The 22,790-nt window shown below is 39.8% G+C and carries 16 protein-coding genes and 1 tRNA gene; 13 read left to right on the top strand and 4 right to left on the bottom strand.

The features are described 5' to 3' along the window. Positions 1–31 precede the first annotated feature (31 nt). From BM086_RS02795 to BM086_RS02755, 9 genes are all read left to right on the top strand, one after another. Positions 32–865: a patatin-like phospholipase family protein gene (locus BM086_RS02795; RefSeq protein WP_092323056.1), complete on the top strand. Its 834-nt coding sequence runs from the start codon at positions 32–34 to the stop codon at positions 863–865. A gap of 54 nt (positions 866–919) precedes the next feature. Beyond that, positions 920–1,930 (top strand): glycoside hydrolase family 5 protein, encoded by a 1,011-nt coding sequence (locus BM086_RS02790; protein WP_092323052.1) that lies wholly within the window; start codon positions 920–922, stop codon positions 1,928–1,930. 46 nt (positions 1,931–1,976) lie between these two features. After that, entirely contained in the window at positions 1,977–4,040 is a 2,064-nt protein-coding gene (locus BM086_RS02785; RefSeq protein WP_092323049.1) for an oxidoreductase, read from the top strand. A gap of 240 nt (positions 4,041–4,280) precedes the next feature. Continuing rightward, a complete protein-coding gene (locus tag BM086_RS02780; protein WP_092323046.1) occupies positions 4,281–5,336 on the top strand; it encodes an FIST signal transduction protein in 1,056 nt (351 codons plus the stop codon). Positions 5,337–5,349: 13 nt separating this feature from the next. Then, positions 5,350–6,309: a methyl-accepting chemotaxis protein gene (locus BM086_RS02775; RefSeq protein WP_092323043.1), complete on the top strand. Its 960-nt coding sequence runs from the start codon at positions 5,350–5,352 to the stop codon at positions 6,307–6,309. Positions 6,310–6,430: 121 nt separating this feature from the next. After that, the gene (locus BM086_RS02770) at positions 6,431–8,452 is read left to right on the top strand and encodes a glycoside hydrolase family 31 protein (RefSeq protein ID WP_092323041.1); all 2,022 of its coding nucleotides are present in this window, start codon (positions 6,431–6,433) and stop codon (positions 8,450–8,452) included. Positions 8,453–8,490: 38 nt separating this feature from the next. Further along, positions 8,491–9,486: a helix-turn-helix transcriptional regulator gene (locus BM086_RS02765; RefSeq protein WP_092323038.1), complete on the top strand. Its 996-nt coding sequence runs from the start codon at positions 8,491–8,493 to the stop codon at positions 9,484–9,486. Between the two features lie 31 nt (positions 9,487–9,517). Further along, positions 9,518–10,888, top strand: a complete 1,371-nt coding sequence (locus BM086_RS02760) for a sodium-dependent transporter (protein WP_092323035.1) — start codon at positions 9,518–9,520, stop codon at positions 10,886–10,888. Between the two features lie 251 nt (positions 10,889–11,139). Continuing rightward, positions 11,140–11,212 (top strand) — tRNA-Gly (locus BM086_RS02755). Between the two features lie 511 nt (positions 11,213–11,723). Here BM086_RS02755 and BM086_RS02750 read toward each other — a convergent pair. Next, on the bottom strand, positions 11,724–12,848 hold the full coding sequence (locus tag BM086_RS02750; RefSeq protein WP_092323032.1) for a helix-turn-helix domain-containing protein: 1,125 nt from the start codon (positions 12,846–12,848) through the stop codon (positions 11,724–11,726). Between the two features lie 314 nt (positions 12,849–13,162). Then, positions 13,163–14,383 carry a MerR family transcriptional regulator gene (locus BM086_RS02745; protein ID WP_092323029.1) on the bottom strand — a complete coding sequence of 407 codons (1,221 nt, stop codon included), beginning with the start codon at positions 14,381–14,383 and terminating at the stop codon, positions 13,163–13,165. Positions 14,384–14,546: 163 nt separating this feature from the next. Between BM086_RS02745 and BM086_RS02740 the strand changes: the two genes are divergently transcribed. From BM086_RS02740 to BM086_RS02730, 3 genes are all read left to right on the top strand, one after another. Next, positions 14,547–15,185 (top strand): HD domain-containing protein, encoded by a 639-nt coding sequence (locus tag BM086_RS02740; RefSeq protein WP_092323026.1) that lies wholly within the window; start codon positions 14,547–14,549, stop codon positions 15,183–15,185. Between the two features lie 479 nt (positions 15,186–15,664). After that, the gene (locus BM086_RS02735) at positions 15,665–16,972 is read left to right on the top strand and encodes a GGDEF domain-containing protein (RefSeq protein ID WP_092323023.1); all 1,308 of its coding nucleotides are present in this window, start codon (positions 15,665–15,667) and stop codon (positions 16,970–16,972) included. A gap of 95 nt (positions 16,973–17,067) precedes the next feature. Further along, positions 17,068–18,030 carry a phospho-N-acetylmuramoyl-pentapeptide-transferase gene (locus BM086_RS02730; RefSeq protein ID WP_092323020.1) on the top strand — a complete coding sequence of 321 codons (963 nt, stop codon included), beginning with the start codon at positions 17,068–17,070 and terminating at the stop codon, positions 18,028–18,030. A 143-nt stretch (positions 18,031–18,173) separates the two neighbouring features. Here BM086_RS02730 and BM086_RS02725 read toward each other — a convergent pair whose 3' ends face one another. Further along, a complete protein-coding gene (locus tag BM086_RS02725; protein ID WP_242952109.1) occupies positions 18,174–19,469 on the bottom strand; it encodes a CapA family protein in 1,296 nt (431 codons plus the stop codon). 275 nt (positions 19,470–19,744) lie between these two features. Between BM086_RS02725 and BM086_RS02720 the strand changes: the two genes are divergently transcribed. Then, positions 19,745–20,824, top strand: coding sequence for a PTS transporter subunit IIC (locus BM086_RS02720; protein WP_092323015.1), 1,080 nt, complete (start codon positions 19,745–19,747; stop codon positions 20,822–20,824). A 177-nt stretch (positions 20,825–21,001) separates the two neighbouring features. Here the strand turns inward: BM086_RS02720 and BM086_RS02715 are convergent, their stop codons facing one another. Then, on the bottom strand, positions 21,002–22,771 hold the full coding sequence (locus tag BM086_RS02715) for a sensor domain-containing diguanylate cyclase (protein ID WP_092323012.1): 1,770 nt from the start codon (positions 22,769–22,771) through the stop codon (positions 21,002–21,004). Positions 22,772–22,790 lie beyond the last annotated feature (19 nt).

Genomic DNA, 22,790 nt, shown 5'->3' with positions numbered 1-22,790 from the left:
TGGTTGAGCTTGCTGTGTAATAGGAGAAGAAATGAAAACTGGTATTGTTATGGAAGGCGGAGCGATGCGCGGGATGTTTACCTGCGGCGTGCTTGACGTCCTTATGGAAAATGGAATTACCTTTGATGGGGCTATTGGCGTATCTGCAGGTGCGACTTTTGGCTGTAACCTTAAGTCGGGACAGATTGGCAGAGCCCTCAGGTATAATAAGAAATACTGTTCAGACAAGCGTTATCACAGCATTAGATCACTTATTACTACAGGTGATATTTACAATGTTCCTTTTTGTTATAATGAACTTCCTTATAAGCTTGATAAATGGGATCTGGATGCTTTTGCAAATAGTCCGATGGAATTCTATTGTGTTGCAACGGATGTCAGGACCGGTAAAGCTGTTTATCATAAATGCATGACCGGGGAAAAGAAAGACATAATCTGGATACAGGCATCAGCCTCTATGCCACTTGTTTCACGGCCGGTTGAAATAGATGGAGGTTTATATCTGGACGGAGGAACTTCTGATTCGATACCGCTTAAGTTTATGGAAGGCCTGGGGTACGATAAAATCCTTGTGATCGAGACGCAGCCTAAAGATTATGTTAAGGGTAAGCAGAAATTTATGCCGCTTATCAAATTTGTTTTCAGAAAATATCCCGATATGGTCCGCAGCATGAAAGACAGGCATCTTATGTATAATGAAGAGAAAAGATATATAAGAGAAAAGGAAGAAAAGGGCGAGATTGAAGTTATAAGGCCAAAGGAGCCACTTAATATCAGCCCAATAGAGAAAAATCCAGAAGAACTCGAGAGAGTTTATCAGCTTGGGAGAACGGCTGGGGAAGAATATTTGAAGGCTACCACTTGAATAGAATATGTTTTACAATAGATAAGGAAATGTTTGCAAAATGGAGGGCGCATAATGAAAAGATTTGATGGTTTTATGTTTGGAGCAAATTTAGGAGGATGGCTGTCACAGTATGATGAGGATACCAAGGAGCATTTTGATACTTTCATCACTGAGAGCGATATTGTACGCATAAAGAATGCCGGCTTTGATCATGTCAGAATCCCGGTAGATTATATGGTAATAGAGACTGATGACGGAGCTGTTATCGAGGAAGGTTATAAGCACATCGCTGATTGCCTCTCTTGGTGCAGAAAAAATGGCTTGAATGCAGTGCTTGATCTTCACAAGGCTTATGGCTATTCTTTTGATCCACTTGATAAGGGAGAGAGTAAGGAAGCATTTTTCTATGACGAAAAGCTTCAGCAGCGCTTCTTTGACACATGGGATACAATTTCTTCCAGATTTGCAGAGGATTCCGATATTCTTGCATTTGAACTTCTCAATGAAATTGTTTCACCTAAGGTTGTCAATGAGTGGAATGAGATAGCTGAGAAGGCTGCAAGGACAATCAGAAAGCATGCGCCTAATGCTTATATTATCGTTGGCGGTGTTTGCTACAATTCTGTTACAAGCGTTCCGCTTCTTGCAAAACCAATCGATGACAAGATTGTTTATAATTTCCATTGCTATGAGCCTTTTATTTTCACACATCAGAGAGCTTATTGGGTTGAAAACATGCCTAAGGATTTTGTTGTTGAATATCCGGGTTCTCTTGAAGAATACAGAGAAAAGTCCAAAGAACTTTCTCCTGACCTTGCAGATGCAATAAATAGAGGAGAACTTACAGAAATAGGACCTTCTTATTTTGACAGAATATTCGCGCCTGCAGTTGAAGCAGCAGAAAAGAACGGCGTTTTCCTGTACTGCGGCGAATACGGAGTAATCGAACTTGCAGATACAGAGTCAGCTAAACGCTGGTTTGCCGATATCCACAGCGTGTTTGAGAAATACAATATCGGTCATGCTGTTTGGAATTATAAGGAAAAGGATTTTGGAGCGACAGTAAATAAGTGCTTCTTTTGATTTCTTTTCATAAATAAATATAAATAAAATGCAATGGAGCATTGAAATGGAAAAAAGACTTGAACCTCTTTTTACCCCATGGAAAATAGGTAATTGTCAGATTAAAAATCGTATAGTGATGACGTCAATGGGCGGCACTGACCTTTTTGGCTGGATGGAAAAGAACCATTTTGATAAGGCAGGGGCTGAGTTTATATTGAAGGTTGCCGAGAATAATGCGGGGCTTGTTCTGCCGGGATGCCAGCCTGTTTATAATCCGATGTATGGACAGTGGCTGTATTCGAATAGGAAGATGTATCAGGAACTGGCGAGATGGATGCCCAAGTTTCATGCAACAGGAGCCAAACTTTTTGTTCAGCTTACAGCCGGATTCGGAAGGTCTTTTACCATAAGCCCGATGATGGAAACACTGTATACCAATAAAGTGCTTAGGGTATTGTCAAAACCTGTGATGAATCTCGACAAGATCACAGCATCGGCAAGTCCTTCACCTAATCGCTGGTCTGACAAGGTTCCCTCAAGAGAGATGACCGTAAAAGAAATAAGAGAATACGTGGAAGCTTTTGGAAAAACTGCAAAACTTTTGCAGGAAGCAGGAGTTGATGGAGTTGAAGTACACGCTGTTCATGAGGGATATCTTCTTGACCAGTTCACGCTCAAATATGTGAATCATCGAGAAGATGAGTATGGTGGCACATTTAAGAACCGCTATAGATTTGCCGTTGAGATTGTTCAGGAGATAAAAAAGACCTGTGGTAAGGATTTTCCGGTTTCTTTAAGGTATAGTGTAATCTCAAAGACAAGGGGCTTCAGACAGGGAGCACTTCCCGGTGAAGATTATGATGAGGTAGGAAGAGATTTCAAAGAGTCCAAGATGGCGGCCAAATACCTTCAGGACGCCGGATACGATATGCTCAATTGTGATAATGGAACCTATGATGCGTGGTATTGGGCGCATCCTCCAATCTATATGCCTGAAAACTGCAATCTATCGGACGTTGAGAATTTAAGAAAACACGTGGATATCCCCGTAGTATGCGCAGGAAAGATGGATCCAAGAGTTGCGGCAGATTCCATTGCGGAAGGCTGCATAGATGGAGCCGGTTTTGCAAGGCAGTTTCTTGCTGATCCTGAGTGGGTAACTAAACTCATGGCTGACAAGGAAGAGGATATCAGGCCATGTATCCAGTGCCACAACGGATGCTTTAACATGTGTCATTACAAGGGCGTTCCCAATGACCAGAAGTTATCTGACAGCCTTCATCTTGCAAGGTGCGCAGTTAATGCGGAGACCATGCAGACTGACAGGCATTTTATGAAGCCGACGCGAAGGCCTTCCAAGGTTATTATTATAGGCGGCGGAATAGGTGGAATGGAAGCTGCAAGAGTTTTAAAGCTCCGTGGTCATGAGCCTGTTATCTTTGAAAAAGAGGATGAACTTGGTGGAACTTTTATTGCTGCCAGTGCTGAATCCTACAAAGGTAAGCTCAGAGATCTTCTTGCATGGTACAGAAGACAGATGAAGGTCCTGGGAATAGAAGTTCACTTAAACACTGAAATAAAAGATGTTAAGGAATTTGGCAAGCACGATATTATTATTGCTACAGGCGCTATTCCCAGGATACTTAAAAATATACCTGGTCATGAGCTTATGATAGAGGCGTGCGAGTACCTTAGAGGTGCCGAAGTAGGAGAAAAAGTTGTTGTGGTTGGCGGTGGCCTCACTGGATGTGAGATTGCTTACGAGCTTGCGCTTCATGGCAAAAAGCCTGTTATTGTTGAAATGAAGAACGACATAATATCTCAGAAGGGAGTATGCCTTGCCAATAGTTCTTACCTTAGAGAGTGGTTTGACCTGTACAGAGTTCCAATTTACCTTGAGACTACTGCCAAGGAAGTATGGGAAGACTGTATTGTGTGCACAGATAAGAATGGCAAAGAGTTTACTATTGAATGCGACAGCGTTATCAGCAGCGCAGGTTATATTCCTAATCCTCTGGTAAAAGAAAATGAGAGAGAAAGCAACATGGATTATGTCGGTGACTGCAAGAAGGTGGGTAATCTGCGGACAGTCATCTGGAGAGCATATGAGGTTGCCATGAGGATTTAAGATTTATTATTTTTTCTGTGTTTATGTAATTTTAATGTTTTTTTAGACTTTATAAAGAGAAAAAATTATCGGTAGAGTGTTACAATTATTACGTGTAATACTCTACTTTTTTTCTTTATGGGAAATTATTTCTAATATCCTGTGAGGTATCGAGTATTTATATATTGGGAACCAGGGGTTTGCACTTTATCGGCTGTCAGCCTGTATTGTGCTGTGTTCTTTTATATAGGAGAGCGCGATATGAACATTTTTTATGGTAAAAATGCCTCCGGAAGCGTTTCTGAGGCAGTAAGAGGTCTTTCTTCACCCAAACTTATTATTATGGTAAGCAATGCCGACAAATTTGAACAGAATGTTGAAACATTGGAAAAATTATATCCCGGTGTACCCAGCATTGGCTGCGTAGGAATGGGATATGACACCTGCGTGGTTGAAAATGGAGTGTCGATTACTGCTTTTCGTGACGGAGTAAAGGTTGCAACAGGTGCATTTGAACATGTTTCCAAAGCTCCTGCAAGATATATTGCGCGATTGGAAAAAGATATTGAAGCAGTTCATCCCGGTAAAGAGAATACCGCGATCATCGATTTTTGCGCAGGAAATGATGCAGCGGTTCTCACTACCATGAGCGGACTTGTTAAGAAATATAATCTTCAGGTCATGGGCGCTACTGGCGATGCCGGCAAGGTATCTGTCAACGGTGTCGTTTATGAGGATGGAATGGCCTATGCTGTAGTTAAAAATGAAGGTGGCAAGGTCAAGACATATAAAGAGAATATTTATGAGCCACGCGATAACAAACAGCTCATTGCATCCAAGACTGATAAGAGCAAGTATTATCTTGGGGAGCTTAACGGAAAACCGGCAAAGCAGTATTATATGGAGCTTACAGGAGCCACCGAGAGCGGTATACTTGATCAGACATTTACCAACCCATTTGGAAAGATGATGGGAAATGATGTATGTATTGCTTCTATCAAGGCTGTTTCCGGAAGCGGACTTATCCTGTACAGGCAGATAAATGACTCAGACATATTGACGATTCTTGAAATGAGAGATCCGATGGAAATCGCTCAGACTACAGTTAATAAGATACGTAGTGATTTTCCACATGTTTCAGCGATATTCTCAGTTAACTGCATCTTCAGATATCTGGTATTAAAGAACAGAAATGAGCTTAATACATATCTGGAAAAGATTGCAACTTTGGGAAACAGCTGTGGACTCGTTGGTTATGGTGAACATTTTAATACACAATTTGTAAACCAGACAATGACATGTGTTGTATTTGAATGATGAGGAGACAAATATGTTTGAAAATTTGTTTGCAAAAGGCAAGGTTGAAACAACTACAGTGCAACCTGATAACAAAGAAAAAGACTTTAAGGAGAAGGGCAGATCTCTGATCTATGTAGCTGAATCCATAAAGGATTATCAGAAAAAACTTGTGCAAAATGAAGTTACATCCCTTACTGAAATCCATGATATGGGCGATGCTGTAAATGACGTAATGGAGAGCAATGCCAAACTCCATGAAGATATGGATCGCTTCAATGAGATGTTTGATGCGGTCAATCAGAGCGCATCAAAGTTTGAGGATGTTAAGGTGAACATTCTTAAAAGCGTGCAAAATGCGCAGAATAAGGTTGATGAGCTTAAGACAAGTTCAAATGAAGTAAGATCAAGTTTTGACGAGATGACAAGAGGGTTTGAGAGCTTTAAGGAATCTGTTGATCAGATCTCTGATTATATGAAAAAAATCATCAGCATTGCATCACAGACGAACCTTCTGGCGCTGAATGCATCTATCGAAGCTGCAAGAGCAGGAGCTGCCGGAAAGGGATTTGCTGTAGTTGCAACTGAGGTAAGAGAGCTTGCTGATGAGATAAAAAAGATGATAGACCAGGTTAATGCATCTATTGCCAATGCCGGCGAAGAAAGTGAAAAGCTTTCTGTGAGCATGCAGAACTCAATTGATGCCATGGACAGAAGCATTCAGGAGGTTGAGGAGACACATGCAACCTTTGATGAGATCATAGAAAGCGCTAATGGTGCCAACGCTGTTCAGCAGGAGATTACAGATACTGCTGATGCGGCATCAGACGAGCTTAGGCAGATTGGAAGCAGGTTTGAAGATATAAACAAGCAGTATGATGCGCTTGTTGTACAGCTTGACAAGGTTAATAACCTGGGAACTACCAAGAGCAGCGTATTTGAGCATATCGACAATCTTGTATCTCAGATTGAACCTATCGTTAAGGAAAAATAAGAAGTAAAATTAACGACTAACAAAAAAGAATTATCAGTGGTAAAATACTGATAGTTCTTTTTTTTCTTTGGAACAAACAGTTACTTTATTTGGGGATGATGTTGATAACAGGAGAGATGAGATGGAGTTTATATGCAAAGAAAATGAATTGGTATGCAAGAGGCAGGGCGAGACACTTGTTGTTGAAGCCTGGGGTAAAGATTCACTGAGAGTCCGTTCGACCATGAACAGGACTTTTACAGAGAGAAATTGGGCACTTACAGAGAAAGTTGAGGCTACAAAGCCTTTGATAAAGACATATTCTGTTCCTGAAAAAACAGGGGACGGGACTTTTGAAAATACCTGGGCTAGTATTACAAACGGACGCATTAAAGCGGAAGTAAACTATGCCGGAGTTATTTCTTTTTACAGAGATGACAAGCTCTTTTTACGTGAATATTACAGAGCATATGGCGGAACGATTTCCAAAGAGAGCCGCTGTATAAAGGTTGTAAACCGTGAGTGGAAGGGGCTTTATGGCAGTGATAATTTTGCATTGAAGGTGCGCTTTGAGAGCAATGCCGGTGAAAAAATATTTGGAATGGGACAGTATCAGCAACAGCAGATGGACTTAAAGGGCTGCACGCTTGAACTTGCACAGCGCAATTCACAGATTTCTGTTCCTTTTGCGGTATCTTCTTTGGGCTATGGAATGCTTTGGAACAATCCGGGCGTTGGACAGGTTACATTCGGCAACAATATGACCATCTGGGATATGCGCTCAACCAAGGAGATGGATTACTGGTTGACTGTGGCTGATATACCAAAAGATATTTTGGCAAATTATACAAAGGCTACAGGGCATGCTGATGAATTCCCTGAAGAACTCATGGGACTTTGGCAGTGCAAGCTTAGATATCGTACCCAGGAAGAAGTTCTTTCCATTGCAAGAAAATATAAAGAACTTGGAATTCATATTGACCAGATTATCATCGACTTCTTCCACTGGACCTATCAGGGCGACTGGAAGTTTGACAAGAAATACTGGCCTGATCCAAAGGCTATGATTGATGAGCTTCACAGCATGGGAATCAAAGTTATTGTGTCAGTCTGGCCGTCAGTCGACAGAAAGAGTGAGAATTTCTTCCCTATGCTTGAGAAAGGTCTTTTGATAAGGACTGAGAGAGGATCACTTCAGACATATGACTTCCAGGGAGACTGCGTTGAGATAGATGCTTTTAATCCTGAGACCAGAGAGTATGTTTGGGATGTCTGCAAAAAGAACTACTATGAGTATGGAATAGACGGTTTCTGGCTTGATAATTCAGAGCCTGATTATGGCGTATATGATTTTGAGAATTACCGCTACTGCGAAGGCGCGGCCCTTGAAGTCAGCAATATTTATCCGCAGATGTATTCAAGAGTGTTTTATGATAAAATGAAAAATCTTGGGGATGGAAAAGTTGTTAATCTCCTTAGATGTGCCTGGGCAGGAAGCCAGAAATATGGCAACGTTGTATGGTCGGGAGATATTCCGAGCACTTTTGAAGCTCTGCAGGATCAGGTTCAATGCGGAATCAATATGGGACTTGCAGGAATTCCATGGTGGAATACTGATATTGGTGGATTTATGACGGATGATGTAAATGATCCTGAGTTTAAGCAGCTTCTTATCAGGTGGTATCAGTTTGCGGTATTTACAGCAGTATTCAGACTTCATGGCGACAGAGGTCCTTACAATATTCCGGCTTTGGATGACAGAGACTGGGGCGGCGGATATCTTCACACCGGTCAGGATAATGAGATGTGGAGCTATGGCGATGAGAATTTTGAAATAATGAAAAAATATTATGACTTAAGAGTTTCCATGAAGCCATATATTAAGAAGTTGTTTGATGAAGCGTCTGAAAACGGCTCACCGCTTCTTAGAGCAATGTTCTATGAGTTCCCGGATGATGAAAAATGTTGGGAATTGCAGGATCAGTTCATGTTCGGTGACAAATACCTTGTTGCGCCTATTTTACATCTTGATGAGTATGAGAGAGAAGTTTATCTTCCTGAGGGCGAATGGATTCTTACCAGAAACGGTCAGAGATTTTCAGGTGGCCAGACTGTAAAGGTTGATGCTCCGATTGAATATATGCCTGTATTTGAAAGGGTTTGATTTAATTCAAAAATAGCTAATAAGGGGGAAGTTTATTTATGCCTAAGGGGGCAGGGCAAAAGCTTAAATTGTATTATCTTAGTCAGATCATGATCAAGAAGACTGATGATGAGCATTTTTTGACAATGCCTGAAATATTGGCCTATTTGAAGGAATATGGAATTTCTGCTGACAGAAAGAGCGTATACGATGATCTTGCTGCTCTGACTGAGTTGGGGATTGATATTATCGGCGAACAGGTGGGGAAAAAATACTATTACCACGTAGGAACCAAGAAATTTGAGCTCGCTGAACTTATGTTATTGGTTGATGCGATTCAGTCATCGAAGTTTATTACTGCCAAAAAGTCCAACGAGCTAATTAAGAAAATAACTGATCTGGCCAGTGAATATGAGGCCAGACAGTTAAAGCGCCAGGTGGTTGTTCAGGGTAGAATAAAGACTATGAATGAGAGTATTTATTACATAGTCGATGACATTCATAGGGCAATGCAGGAAAACAAGAATATCAAATTTGAATATCTTACCTGGAATATCAATAAAAAGATGGTGCCCAGAAAAGAAGGCTTTTATATAGACAGCCCCTGGGCGCTTACTTGGGATGATGAAAATTACTACCTTATTGCATATGACCTGACAGATAAGAAGATCAAGCATTTTCGTGTTGATAAGATGCGAAATATTACGCTGACTGAAGATAAGAGGCAGGGGAAAGAACTTTTTGAGGCATATGACATGGCTGCCTATGCCAAAATGAATTTTGGAATGTTTGGAGGAAAAGAAATCACTGTAAGCCTTCAATTCAGAAATGATTTTGTGGGAATAGTGATCGATCGTTTCGGTAAAGATATTTCAATAATTCCATCCGATAGGGAAGGATGGTCCAGGACCCATGTTGAAGTGGCACTAAGCGACCAGTTTTTTGGCTGGATATTTGCCATGGGCGGTCATATAGAGATTACAGGCCCTTCGGATGTGGTAGAAAGATTTAAAGCAGAAATAGGTAAGCAGAGCGATATCTATTTTGGCAAATAATAAAAAGAAATAATAGTTAGTGGGAGTTTTTATGAAAGAAAGAGAATCTCTTGGAAGCCGTTTAGGCTTCATTTTGTTGTCCGCAGGTTGCGCCATTGGAATCGGTAATGTATGGCGTTTTCCATATATGGTAGGACAGAATGGAGGAGGACTGTTTGTTTTGGCGTATGTTCTTTTCCTGATCATACTTGGAGTGCCAATCCTGACAATGGAATATGCGATTGGACGTTCCAGCAGAATGAGCATACTGTCAGCGTTAAAAAAGCTTGAACCAAAGGGAACTAAATGGCATGTGTTTGGATATTTTGCCATTGCAGGAAACTACTTACTTTTGATGTTTTATTCAGTTGTTTCAGGCTGGATCTTGAGATATTTTGTACTGTCTGTTACAGGTGCCTTTGATGGGCAGAGTACTGATGAGATAGTAGGCATTTATCAGAAAATGATGGATAGCCCTATAATCCTGATTGGCTTTATGGCAATCACAATGGTTATAACAATATCTGTAACATCAATAGGACTTGAGGCCGGTGTTGAGAAAATCACAAAGATAATGATGATCGCACTTATCATCATAATGTTAGGACTTGGAATCAGATCTTTAACTCTTCCGGGAGCATCTGAGGGAGTAAAGTTTTATCTTATGCCAAATGCTGAGAATATTAAAAAAGTAGGTCTCGGAAATGTGCTTTACGGTGCATTAAATCAGAGCTTTTTTACTCTAAGTCTTGGAATTGGCAGTATGGAGATTTTTGGAAGCTATATAGAAAAGGACAGAAGCCTTATTGGAGAAGCCTTCCTTGTAGCAGGCCTTGATACATTTGTTGCGATAGTAGCAGGTCTTATAACAATACCGGCTTGCTTTGCTTATGGAGTTGCGCCTGATATGGGGCCAAGTCTCATTTTCGTGACCCTTCCTAACGTTTTTGCAGCTATGAAGGGCGGCAGGATCCTTGGCAGCTTTTTCTTCCTGTTTATGTATTTTGCAGCTCTTTCAACAATGATCGGCGTGTTTGAGAATGATGTCAGCTTTTTAATAGACCTTTTTGGCCGCAAAAGAAATCATGCAGCCCTCATAGCAGGACTGATTATTACTCTGGGCTCTATTCCATGTGCCCTTGGATTTAATGTTCTTAGTGATTTTCAGCCTCTCAAAGCTGGCAATACAGTAATGGATTTAGAAGATTTCTGTGTCAGCAATCTGCTTTTACCGATTGGTGCATTTATCAGCTGTCTCTTCTGTACCACAAAGAATGGCTGGGGCTTTGATAATTATCTCGAAGAGGTTAATAGCGGAAAGGGCATAAAAGTCAGCAAGGCGCTTAAGTGGTACTTTAAGATTGTTCTTCCTGTTATTCTGGCATTCCTTGGAATATACGGCCTTTGGAGCTACTTTAGATAAAGAAAAAGATAAGTTCATGAAAAGCATAGAATCTGCGTTAGCATCTATGAGAAATCGGTGATTGTGTAAGCATAATCTGTGGCAAACGCATTAGGTGAAATATCATGTCGTTTGCCACGTGAATATGATTCTTAAGCCACATGTTGAAAAAAGTTACAGAAAAAATTGAAATTTTATAAAATGAGTGTTGACAAATAAATGCAACTAATGTATTATTTATCTTGTCGTTGCGAGAGCGACAAAACATAAACGCGATAGTAGCTTAGTTGGTAAAGCGCCACCTTGCCAAGGTGGAGACCGCGGGTTCGAGCCCCGTCTATCGCTCTAACCTTTAGATTCCGAAATGTCTAGTATTTATAGGCTTTCGGAATTTTTTATTTGTCCAAAATTCACGATGTTAGTGTGTATACGTGTGAATGGTACTAGGGGACGGAGCCAAGGGGGCATTTAGATAAGAAAATGTAGTAAATGCGAAATTGGCACGCTACGTTCTGCAGATTATACAGTGGAGTAGACATCTACGTGACACCGTTCTATCTTTAGGCTATTATCACGTAGTTTTGCAATGTTTTTTCTAGCAATCTACGTGATGAACCTCCGTTAACGAACCTATCCTTACGTAATTTTTATAAATATCTGTTCATTTCTACGTGGTCTACAACTAATAAAGAGCAACATCTCACGTAGACGCTATAAATATCAATGCTCAGCTTCTCAATCGTTGCGCCGTTTCTTCCACCTGAGACATTGAAGAAGGTTGCGAATCATATACTTCATTCAAAAAATGTAAATGTCATTTGTTGAGGTTGTCCTTATGGGCAACCTCATTTTACACTTATATCTCAATATTATTATCACCAACTCGTTTGCACAATTTGATAAACTGCTCATCATCACCAAACAAAGATTTCATTTCATGAAGCCGATAAGACAGCATTTCCTTCTCTGTGCCAACATAATATTTATCACTATTTGACAGGTTGCTGTTAACCAAATCACAGAAGGGCGAAGTGAACTGATAAGTCTTTTCTTTATCCAAAGAATCATATTCTGACGCCATCTTTTCCGCTTTCAAAAGATACTCAAGCACCTTCTCTTTCTGATTCATCATACAGTATAATTCTGCAATCCTTCTGTAATTCCAGCCAAGCTTTCTTGAGTATTCCAGATAATTGCCATCCGAAATAATTGTTTTTAAAATAGTGTTAGCTGCTTGAACATACTCCAGCTTCTCTTTGGGCGACATTGATAGTGTAAAGCCCAATTCCTTCTGAAAGGCAATTTTAACAAGAGTATCTGAAATGTAGTTAGCCATTTCTAAAACATTCTTTTGTAGCTGTCTCTTTTTATCATTGTCAGAAAGTATTTCACCTAGCATTATTTCCTTTGAATGTTTAAAATCAGTCATACTGTTCGCTATTTTTAGCGCTTCTATGGCGTTGCCTGATTTCATGTAGTAACAAGATAAAAGAGATAACGCTCTCGAGCGATCTGTATCGTTTTTACTTTCTTCAACAACTCTCTGGCACAAAGCGTAGATCTGCTCTGAAAAATTCCCGTCGACGTAAGTTGATATTTGATTATTGTTTCCGCCCTCAAAAAGATCCATGACTTCAGCTATATTAGCACAGAAATGCATATCTCTGGGAAAGAGCTTTCTTGCCTTTAGCATTATTTCATACGCTTCATCAAGATTGCCCTCCTTTCTATAATACCAATATGCTGTCTCAAGTTCATTCTTCTCTGTCTCAGATTCTTCATCCTGTAGTCCGAACAAGTAATCCGTTGAAACGCCAAAAAATCTTGCAATTGTAGGTATTAGACTGATATCCGGCGTTGATATTCCATTTTCCCATCGACTGATACTTTGAAAAGATACATTTAATTCTTCTGCTAGCTTTTCCTGTGTGAGGTTTTCTGCTACTCGAAGTTCTTTTATTCTTGATCCAAGATTATTCATAGTTGTCTCTTTCTATTATTGCAATAATGTAATATTCAGCTGTAATAGTAGTGTAGCAGAGAAAAAACATAGATTACATATCATTGTATGAGAAAGACTATTCTCAGTATAGGATGACTTGTTTTTTCATAAAAAATAAAACTTTTATTTATAACGCACTTTCCAAATAAAAAATCATAATAAAGCCAATGAAAAAAAGAAAGAGAAGCGTCTCAGGACAAGTGATGAATAAAAGAAGATGTGCATCTTCCTTTTTCGTTAATTATGTGTATGACAAGGTAGACAACTCAAAAATCCACATGTTCCTTTTCTTTTTATTTTATTGCGGTAAATATCCCGGCATCCTTGGTAATGTGAAATTCGTGACTTACCTTTTTTATAATATAATTCTTAAACTCTGCATATCTGTTCAGAAGATAGTGGTTCTGATTGCCGTGGCATGAAAAGATATAATCTATTAACGGACCGGCGTCAGTAATGACTATTTCATCCTGGTATTTCTTCAGCTCCACTTTTTCAAATACGCTGCGCAGGATGTCAGCACCATTTTCCAAACCAAATATTTTATACAAGTCATTGCTGGAAAGCACAATCCTATCATCAAATTCTTTTACCAGCTCTCTGATCTCTTTCATGTGGTTGCTACTATATGTGCTACAGACAAGCCTTCCGCCGGGCTTTAGGACTCTGCTTATTTCCTGACAGGCAAGATGGACATCTTCACAATAAAAGAGGACGTGACCCGCAATTACTAAATCAAAGGAATTATCTTCAAATGGTATAGAATTAAGATCAAATGCTTTGTAAGAAAATGTTAAGTCTCGCAGTTCTTTTGAATATGCCTTTGTAGCACTTTCTATATTCTGTCTTGCGTCATGCAGTATACCTGCGGAGATATCTGAAAGAGTTATTTGTATATCCGTATAATTGCGCTTGGACAATTCGCTTATATTCTCTGCCCATAATGCTCCATTACCGCAACCAAGCTCAAGAATATCCATCCCGGAAGAGATATCACATTCCTGTAATACCCAGTTAAACCATCTTTGTTTATTTGTTGAATATTTGTTATGAAGATCTATCCTGGCAGAGATGTTGCTGGCATTTTGATATTGGCTCTTTAAGTTGTTCTCCATTGAAGTCATGTGAATCAGATCCAGCATCTGCTTCCAATCAGGAGCTGCAGAGCTTTCCAAAGCTTTGATGGTTGAATTTACACCTTCTTCAACATTTTTCATTTCATCAATTCGTTCTGAAAGTAGTTTTTTCTGCATCTTAAGGGCATTCAGAATGAAATGATTATCAGCCTGACCATTTGGTATTTCTTTTATCTCATCCAGAGAAAATCCCAGGTACTTTAAAAGCAATATCTGCTGCAGGATTGCAAAATCGTAATCAGTGTAAAATCTTGCACCTGATTCGGTTGTATAAGATGGCGCAAGTAGCCCCTTCTGGTCATAAAATCTTATAGTTCTTACCGACACGTGCGCCATTTTGGCAAATTGTCCGGATGAATAGTAGCCTTTTTTATTCATAAAAGTTTTCTCCGATACAGTAAAAAGTGCTTGAAGGTTACGTAGCGTCACCTTTTATAATCTGAGTATAACATAGAATATTGAATTTCCTCAGAAATTCAAGAAGTCATGGTTATAAGTTCAGTGCGCGCCTGAATATATTCAAGACAAGGAGGTAAAACAGATGTTTCCAAGTGTCAAAGAAGCTCTGGAAGAGTTAGAAATAGCAAGAAAACTAAATCCCGGACCATGGGCAGATCATTCCAAAAATGTTGGCATAGCAGCTCGTAACATTGCTGAAAAGATCCCTGATATGGATTCAGAGAAAGCTTATATATTCGGGCTTTTGCATGATATCGGAAGAAGATGTAAATTCGGTTTTGTTGATATTCCTACTCACGTATATGAAGGGTATAAGTACTGTATGAAAAGAGGATGGGATGAAGCAGCCAGAATTTGCATGACACATTCCTATCTTCGTATGCAGAATGAGTTTAGCTACGAGCCCGAAACAGGACATGAGAAGGCTATCAAAGATTACATAATAAATTGTGGCGAGCCGAATGATTATGACAAGCTGATCCAGCTCTGTGATTCGCTTGCCACAGATTATGGTTTTGTAATTCTGGAAAAAAGGTTTGTTGATGTTACAAGACGATACGGAATTATGGAAGGCTACATAACAGGCTGGGAGATTGCATTCAAGATTAAAGAAGATTTTGAAGTTCGTATGGGATGTTCTATATATGATGTTCTTCCGGATATAGGCAGAACTACACTTCTCTGTCCTAAACCCTGGAAACCACCGGTAAGCTGTAACTGAAATGAAGATTGTTGCTGTGATAGATTGAGGAACCTGTGAAAGAACAAGTACTTGAGATGCTAAAAAATAATGAAACCAAGGACGGAGTTTCTATGTTGGGCTTATTATATGCATTTCAGTTTTATAAATAGCTCTTTTGCAATGATCCAGTCACTTAGTAGTGTTCAAAAGAAAATATTCGAGCTTCCGGAACATATGAAGATGTACAATCCATGAAGATTTATAGGGAGTGGGAAAATGAAGTTCATATGCTACGTCTGAAAATCTTGACAATGCCCGCATTGCCTGCGATTTATCATCCTTGCCTATGAAATGATCTACTTCGTCATTTGATTAAATATGAACAAGCCAGCACACTAGAGCATCTTTACAATTATAGCATTTTTTAAATAAATCATTATTTAAATTTAGGAAAATAAGGCATAATATAAGATAAGAATAGTTTTGGTTTTTGGGGTATGCAAAAGGGGAATTGGTATATGATCAACAAGGCACTAGAGGATTATACAGCAGAGGATCTGCTTGTTCTTTTGAATGAAAATGTGGATGCCATAGTTTTGGTGGATCCGGCAATTAATAAGTATAGGACTATAGCCAGCAGGGGTATTTTTGAAAAAGTATTGGATGAAACTGGGGATTATCAGGAACTTATTGAGAAATTATGGTTTCATTTCAGCGATTCCGATGAAGAGATTGTAGATGATTATAAGGCATTTATTTCTTACTACGGAGAATTTAGGGGTAAGTACAGCAGAAGGCTCAAAATTTATCCGGAGGGATGTGAAACTCCTTGTGTGATACAGATGAATGTCTATCCCATGGAGCGTATTGGTAAATATGTGTTTGCCATGGATATTCTTGATGATGAAGAGTACTACGAAGAATTCATGACAACAAACAAAATAAAAACCATTCAGAACACGTATCTGTTTTCGATGTTTGTAGATCTTTTGGACGATAGCACCAGCAGCATAAGCGTGACTGAGATATCTGAGGATACAGTGAAATCAAACATTAGTTATTCTCAGTGGAGACTTGTGACGGTGAATTTGATCTGGCCGGACAGCCAGAAACAGTTCCTTAAGTTCACGAATCCTGATTTTTTAAAAGAAAATCTATCAATTGGAAATACAATCTCTTTTGATTGCATGATGAAGAATCTTGAAGGCACATTTATATGGGTTAAGCTCATTTTCAGCAGAGCGCAGACAATAAATGATGAAGATTTTAAGTTCGTATTCATGGTTCAGGACATCAACGAGGATGTAAAAGAGCGTTTGGAAACCTTAAAGAAATACGAGGGACTTGTGCTCAGAGATTCACTTACAGGGCTTTTAAACCATGGAGGAATCAAGTCAGAGATAGAAGCGGCAATTGAGGATTTTGAGGATGGAGAATCTAACATATCTCTGATGATGATAGACCTTGATAATTTTAAGAGCATTAACGATACCTATGGTCACTCTGTGGGAGATGCTACCCTTAAGGCTCTTTCGGATGTTCTTAAGAAGTTTTATGCTGAGAAAGAGGCTGCTGTTGGACGATGGGGCGGTGAAGAATTCGTTGCTGTCGTAAAAGACATGACAGAGGATGAGACATTAGATTATGCTGAGAATTTAAGAAAAACTGTGGCAGATGTTGATTTTGGAGAAGCCGGGCATATAACCTGTTCCATTGGTATTAGCAGGTTTAATACCAATGATTCCTTTGAAGATGTCTTTAATCGCATGGACAAGGCAATGTATTACTCCAAAGAAACCGGAAAAAATAAAGTGACTATATTATAAAAAGTCTGTTGCTTCGATAATTGACGAGTTCTAAAGCCATACATATAATGGTAGATGCTTTTATATGAAAAGATAGTGATGTAGGAGAAAATGTTATGTTAAATAATCTATTATCAATGAACTCAGAAAAGGCTTTGGTTCCACTTGGCTTATTCTTAAGTTTTGCACTTACAGCTGTTTTACTTCAGTTTTTATCTAAGCTTTTACCAAGAGACGGCGGAAGAGCTTTCGCTGTAGAGGGAGAAAAATCTGCCGGAAAGCCGAGAGGCGCAGGAATTATATTTATATCAGTATTTGCCGTAATGGCAGCCCTTTTTGCGCCCATGAGCCTGGAGCATGGTTTATATCTGGTATTGGTATTCGTGGCTATGATGACAGGATTTTTGGATGACGCAGCAAGGACTCCATGGGGAGAGTATTTAAAAGGCGCACTGGATCTTATGGTGGCCATTTTTACAACTGTAGTGTTTTTATGCAATAACACTACAGAAATAAGGCTTGCTGTATTTAGAACTTCTTTTGTAATGCCCACGGTAGTTTTTGCAATCCTCTCAGTTATAGTTATCTGGACAAGCATCAATGTTACAAACTGCTCTGATGGAGTTGATGGCCTTTCGGGGGGCGTCGGCATCGTTTCACTTTTGGGCTTTTATTGCTTTATGCAAAAGGTGGGGGCAGGCACCTTGTTTGCACCGATGATATTTGTGTTTGTTGCAGTTCTTTTGGCATATCTATGGTTCAATGCTACACCAAGCATACTTATGATGGGAGATGCCGGTTCAAGATCGCTTGGACTTTTCCTTGCTATCTGTGCACTCAAGTCAGGTGATCCCTTCATTTTTATTCCAATCTGCCTTGTGTTCATATTGGATGGCGGCTTGGGACTTTTAAAGGTATTCCTTTTGAGATTTTTGAAAATTCATATTTTAAAAAATGTCAGAACACCGCTTCATGACCAGGTCAGAAAAGTTTGGGGCTGGTCCAATACACAGTGTGTTTTCAGATTTGCTATCATACAGATTGTGATATGCACGGTAGTTTATTATTTAGCAGGGTAAAACAAAACTGGAAAAAGAACCTATAGTTGACAGAATATTAGAAGCACACCGTACAGTTTTTTTCAACTGACCGATGTGCTTTTTTTGTAAAAAATTATTCTTTAGTGATAAACAAGGCGTTGTCATCAGCTGTTGATGTTATCTCATTTCCAGATATCGCCCCACACTTTATTGCAGAGATCGACGCAGTATTCTTTGGAAAAGTGAGAATCTTGTTTGATGATCTCATTGGTATTTGCAAGAGATTCTGAATAATCAGATAGTGGATACACTGAAATTCCTTCATGGCCTGTCCGGAGATGGCAGACTATAGAGCGGACACCGTAGTCTTTGATGGCAAGTTCATTGTTAGAATCTTTGCCAATGGTAATCTGTGCCATTCCGCCTACCATTCTGTTTGCGATACCATCTCCGCTTGAAGATGTCCAGTTGACAAAGTTGCCAAGTGAATAGTAAACAAGCATATCCCCATCGCCGTGATTATTTGTGATGGGGGTATTATTATCTTCAAACATTTCTATGGGCTCGATCACATGGGGGTGAGTCCCAAGGACAAGATCTGCCCCATAGGTTCTAAAAAGCTCAGTATAGTATTCCTGATTAGAATCTATGCCAAGATTGTATTCAGTTCCCCAGTGAGGGCAGACGATGGTAAAGTCGGCATTTTCTTCGGCATATTTTAAGTCGGTGATGATCTTTTCCTTATCAAGTAAATCTACTGCGTAGGGCATATCAGAAGGAAGCGGAATGCCATTTGTTCCGTAGGTGTAGTTAAGAATGGCTATTCTGACACCTTTCTTTTCTATGATATCGATATTATTATATTCATCTTCATTACTGTTGATTCCAATCACAGTTATCTCGGGATGTTTTTCTTTCCAATAGTTATAACAATTCACAAGACCTGTTTTGCCTTTGTCAAGCACATGGTTTGTGGAATGGCAGACAACATCAAAACCGGCATCTACCAGTGCATCGCCTATTTCAACAGGCGCATTAAAACCGGGATACCCTGAAACTCCAAGTTCCTCTCCGCCGATTATGACTTCCTGATTAACTATTGCCAGATCGGCAGCAGATATCTCATCTTTGAGATCTGCAAATATAAAATCGAAATTGTAATTTCCATTTTCATCTTTTGCAGCATCTTCGATAGGCGTATGAAGCAAGATGTCACCCACCATCAGGATGGTGATATCGTCTGATTCACTGATAGCGGTACTTTCTGTAGAAAGAGAATCATCATTGGAAATGGTGGTAGCGGTGGAAGAATCTGCATTGCTTTCATCATTGTTGTCGATTGCATCAGTTGATTCAGCATTGGAGGTCTGTGCAGCAGCTTTGCTCTCAGATGTGGTGGATGATGAAGCTATATTGTCACCACTGTCCTTGCTCTCTATATGAGTTTCATCAGTAGGAACTTCAATATTGTTAGCCACTTTCTGGCTACAGCCGGATAGAAGTAATGATATTAATGGAATAAGAATATATATGCGTTTAGATTTCATAAAGTATCACTTTTGACCTCTACATCATTGTTTTTATGATTATAACCGTATCGGTTAATCAAATGATTGTCAATATATTTAAGAAGTGCATCTATATGAAATATGTATTAATGTTTATTAAAAACCCATCTTGTATAACAAGTGCATATCGTGCATAATATGTTGTCAGAGGCAAAAAAAAGAATAACAAAAAGGGAGAGTGTGTGATGAAAGAGTTTTTGAAGAGAAAAGGCATCGAGATATCCTTGAGGAGATATGGCATCGATGCACTAGGCGCTATGGCGCAGGGATTGTTTTGTTCACTTTTGATCGGAACAATTATTAACACAATCGGTAATCAGTTTAAGATTTCTTTTTTGACAGAGACGGTGGCAACGATAGCAAATGTCGACTATACAGTAGGTGGACTTGCTTCAGCAATGAGTGGCCCGGCAATGGCAGTTGCAATCGGTTATGCTCTTAAATGTCCGCCTCTTGTTCTTTTTTCTATGATCACTGTTGGTTTTGCAGCAAATGCTCTTGGCGGAGCAGGCGGCCCTCTTGCAGTACTGTTTGTTGCAATCATCGCAGCAGAATGTGGTAAGGCTATTTCAAAAGAAACAAAGGTAGATATCCTTGTTACACCACTTGTTACTATCGGAATTGGAATGTTCTTTTCATGGCTTATAGCACCTCCTATTGGTCAGGCATCAATGAAGCTTGGTAATCTTATCATGTGGGCAACAGACCTTAGACCTTTCCTTATGGGAATAGTTGTGGCAGTAGTTGTGGGAATGGCGCTTACACTTCCTATTTCCTCCGCAGCGATCTGTGCAGCTCTTGGACTTACAGGTCTTGCAGGTGGAGCAGCAGTGGCAGGATGCTGCGCTCAGATGATTGGTTTTGCTGTTATTTCATTCAAGGAAAATAAATGGGGAGGTCTGGTTTCACAGGGAATCGGAACTTCAATGCTCCAGATGGGTAATATTATCAGAAATCCTAAGATCTGGATCGCGCCTACTGTTGCTTCTGCTATCACAGGCCCTATTGCTACCTGCATCTTTAAGCTTAAGATGAATGGAGCTCCTGTTTCATCAGGAATGGGAACCTGCGGACTTGTTGGTCAGATCGGTGTTTATACCGGTTGGGTAAATGATGTTGCACAGGGCAGCAAGGCTGCAATAACAGGTTTTGACTGGCTCGGACTTGCTATGATATCTTTTGTTTTACCTGCTGTATTGTCACTTGCTATAAATGCAGGACTTAAGAAGATAGGCTGGGTAAAAGATGGTGATATGAAGTTGTAATGTTTCGTAGGATTGTGAGAGCACATTGTGAAGAACAATTCGTGATATCATTTTTGTAGGATAAAGAAATAAAAGAAGGTTAATTCTGGCTAAGTGTGCAGGATTAACCTTCTTTTTAAATTATTTAATTAAGAATTTGATATTATACGGAGTAATCTGTGACATCATTTTTGATCTTTACTTTATGCAGAGCTTATTTTTGCCGGTTTCTTTTGCTTCATATAAAGCGGCATCTGCTCTGTGGAATACATCTTCGGCGGATTCATTTTGAATATATTGTGTCATTCCTATGCTGATAGTCTTATGGCCGACTTCGCCGAAATCAGTCTGAGAAATCTTTATTCTGATACTGTCTACTAACTCTTTGGCTTCACTAAGCTCAGTGTCAGGGAGTATGAAAAGAAATTCTTCACCGCCCCAACGTCCAATGATTCCGTTTTTGACAGTCATTATTTTTTCTTTGGCTATACTTGTAAGCTCTTTTAACACGATATCGCCCTGGGCATGGCCGAAGGTATCGTTTGTTGCTTTAAAGTCATCAATATCGATAATTCCAAATATAAGATTTATATTAAGGTGGTTCGAGTGTTCAACGGCAAGTCTTACAAGGTTATCAAGCATACGTCTGTTATACAGACCTGTGAGAGAGTCTGTTTCTGCCATTTGCTGTAATTCTTCGTTGGCAGCTCGAAGCTCGGCAGCAGTTACATTGATGAAGTTGGCAAGTCTTCTTACCATTGAGATCTGACCGTGCATTTTCTGTTCTTCGGACATTTCTATCTTTTTGTCGCCATTGCCGGTAGGCTGGGCCTTGGCAAAGCCGCCTTCGCGCATACTTATGGCAATCAGAGTTACATGATGCTCAATGAGATAGTCATCCATGCGCATGATCTCACCACTTGAATAAAAGCCGCTTACAGGAGCAATCTTGCTGAAAGGCCCGGTCTCTTTATTGATAAGATATTTCCAATAAAGCCGCCTTACACCACAGGAATAAAGAAAAATAGCCTGAGGGGCAAAATCACGAACTGTATATGTCAGGGCTTCCACGTCGCCTTTAATTACGTCAGGGTCGCCGTAGGACAGGTTGACCTTAGTGCCTTTGTCCAGATCTGCGGCAAGTAAAATAGAACCGTCTTCTGAATTACAGGAGAAAGGGAGTCTTAGTACATGCTGCCCATGCTGAGTGGACATGATAGGAAACTCCAAAATATTAGCAAAGAAATCGTCATCTGCCTGAATATCAAGATATCTGCTGTAAATCTGAGCAGCAGGAATATCGTCAAGCTCATAGAGGGTTTTGCCTTCTATCCTGGTGGCTGTAAGGTCTTTTCCCAAAGGTTTCCAGCCGATGGCATGATGAATATCAATGTTGAAATCATTGCCGGCATAGGTTATCAGCAAAACGCCGGAGTGACAAACATCGGTTGCATTGATGACACTGGTGTAGGTCTCTGAAATATCTTCATTGGCACTTCCGCCGCCAAAGATCATTACGTCCTTATTGCATTTTTCAATCTCGTTAAGAACTTTATGTGAGTTGATGGTCTTTAATGTAATAAGTACCTCGGCAGCCCTTATTTCGGGAGTAGTGTCAATTGTTTCTCTGATTGCTTTTCCAATCTCAGATTCTTTTCCCAGGGCGCAGGCATACATATGGGCTATAGTATCTGTTGAGTCAAAAACTGATACAGCCATGACCATTCCATATTCAGCTAAATGTCCATCGCAGATATCGCCGTTGGAACTTGTTCCGCCAATACTGGCATCAGGATAAATGTCCTGTATCGTCTGCTGAACCAGATTTATCTGTTCATCTGTAAAAACTATTGAATATAGATGGAAAAGAATGGACTTATAGGGGTGTGAACTTGTGTAGTGATATACCTCGTTAAGTGCGTTATTGGCTTCTGATGGATTTGTAAGTTCATAATTAAACTGTTTCAATGTTTTACCTCGGTAATTG

Source organism: Butyrivibrio sp. YAB3001, assembly GCF_900112195.1.
Classification (GTDB): Bacteria; Bacillota; Clostridia; order Lachnospirales; family Lachnospiraceae; genus Butyrivibrio.
The sequence above is the reverse complement of the archived record's forward strand: the minus strand, read 5'-3'. Positions and strand labels throughout refer to the sequence as shown.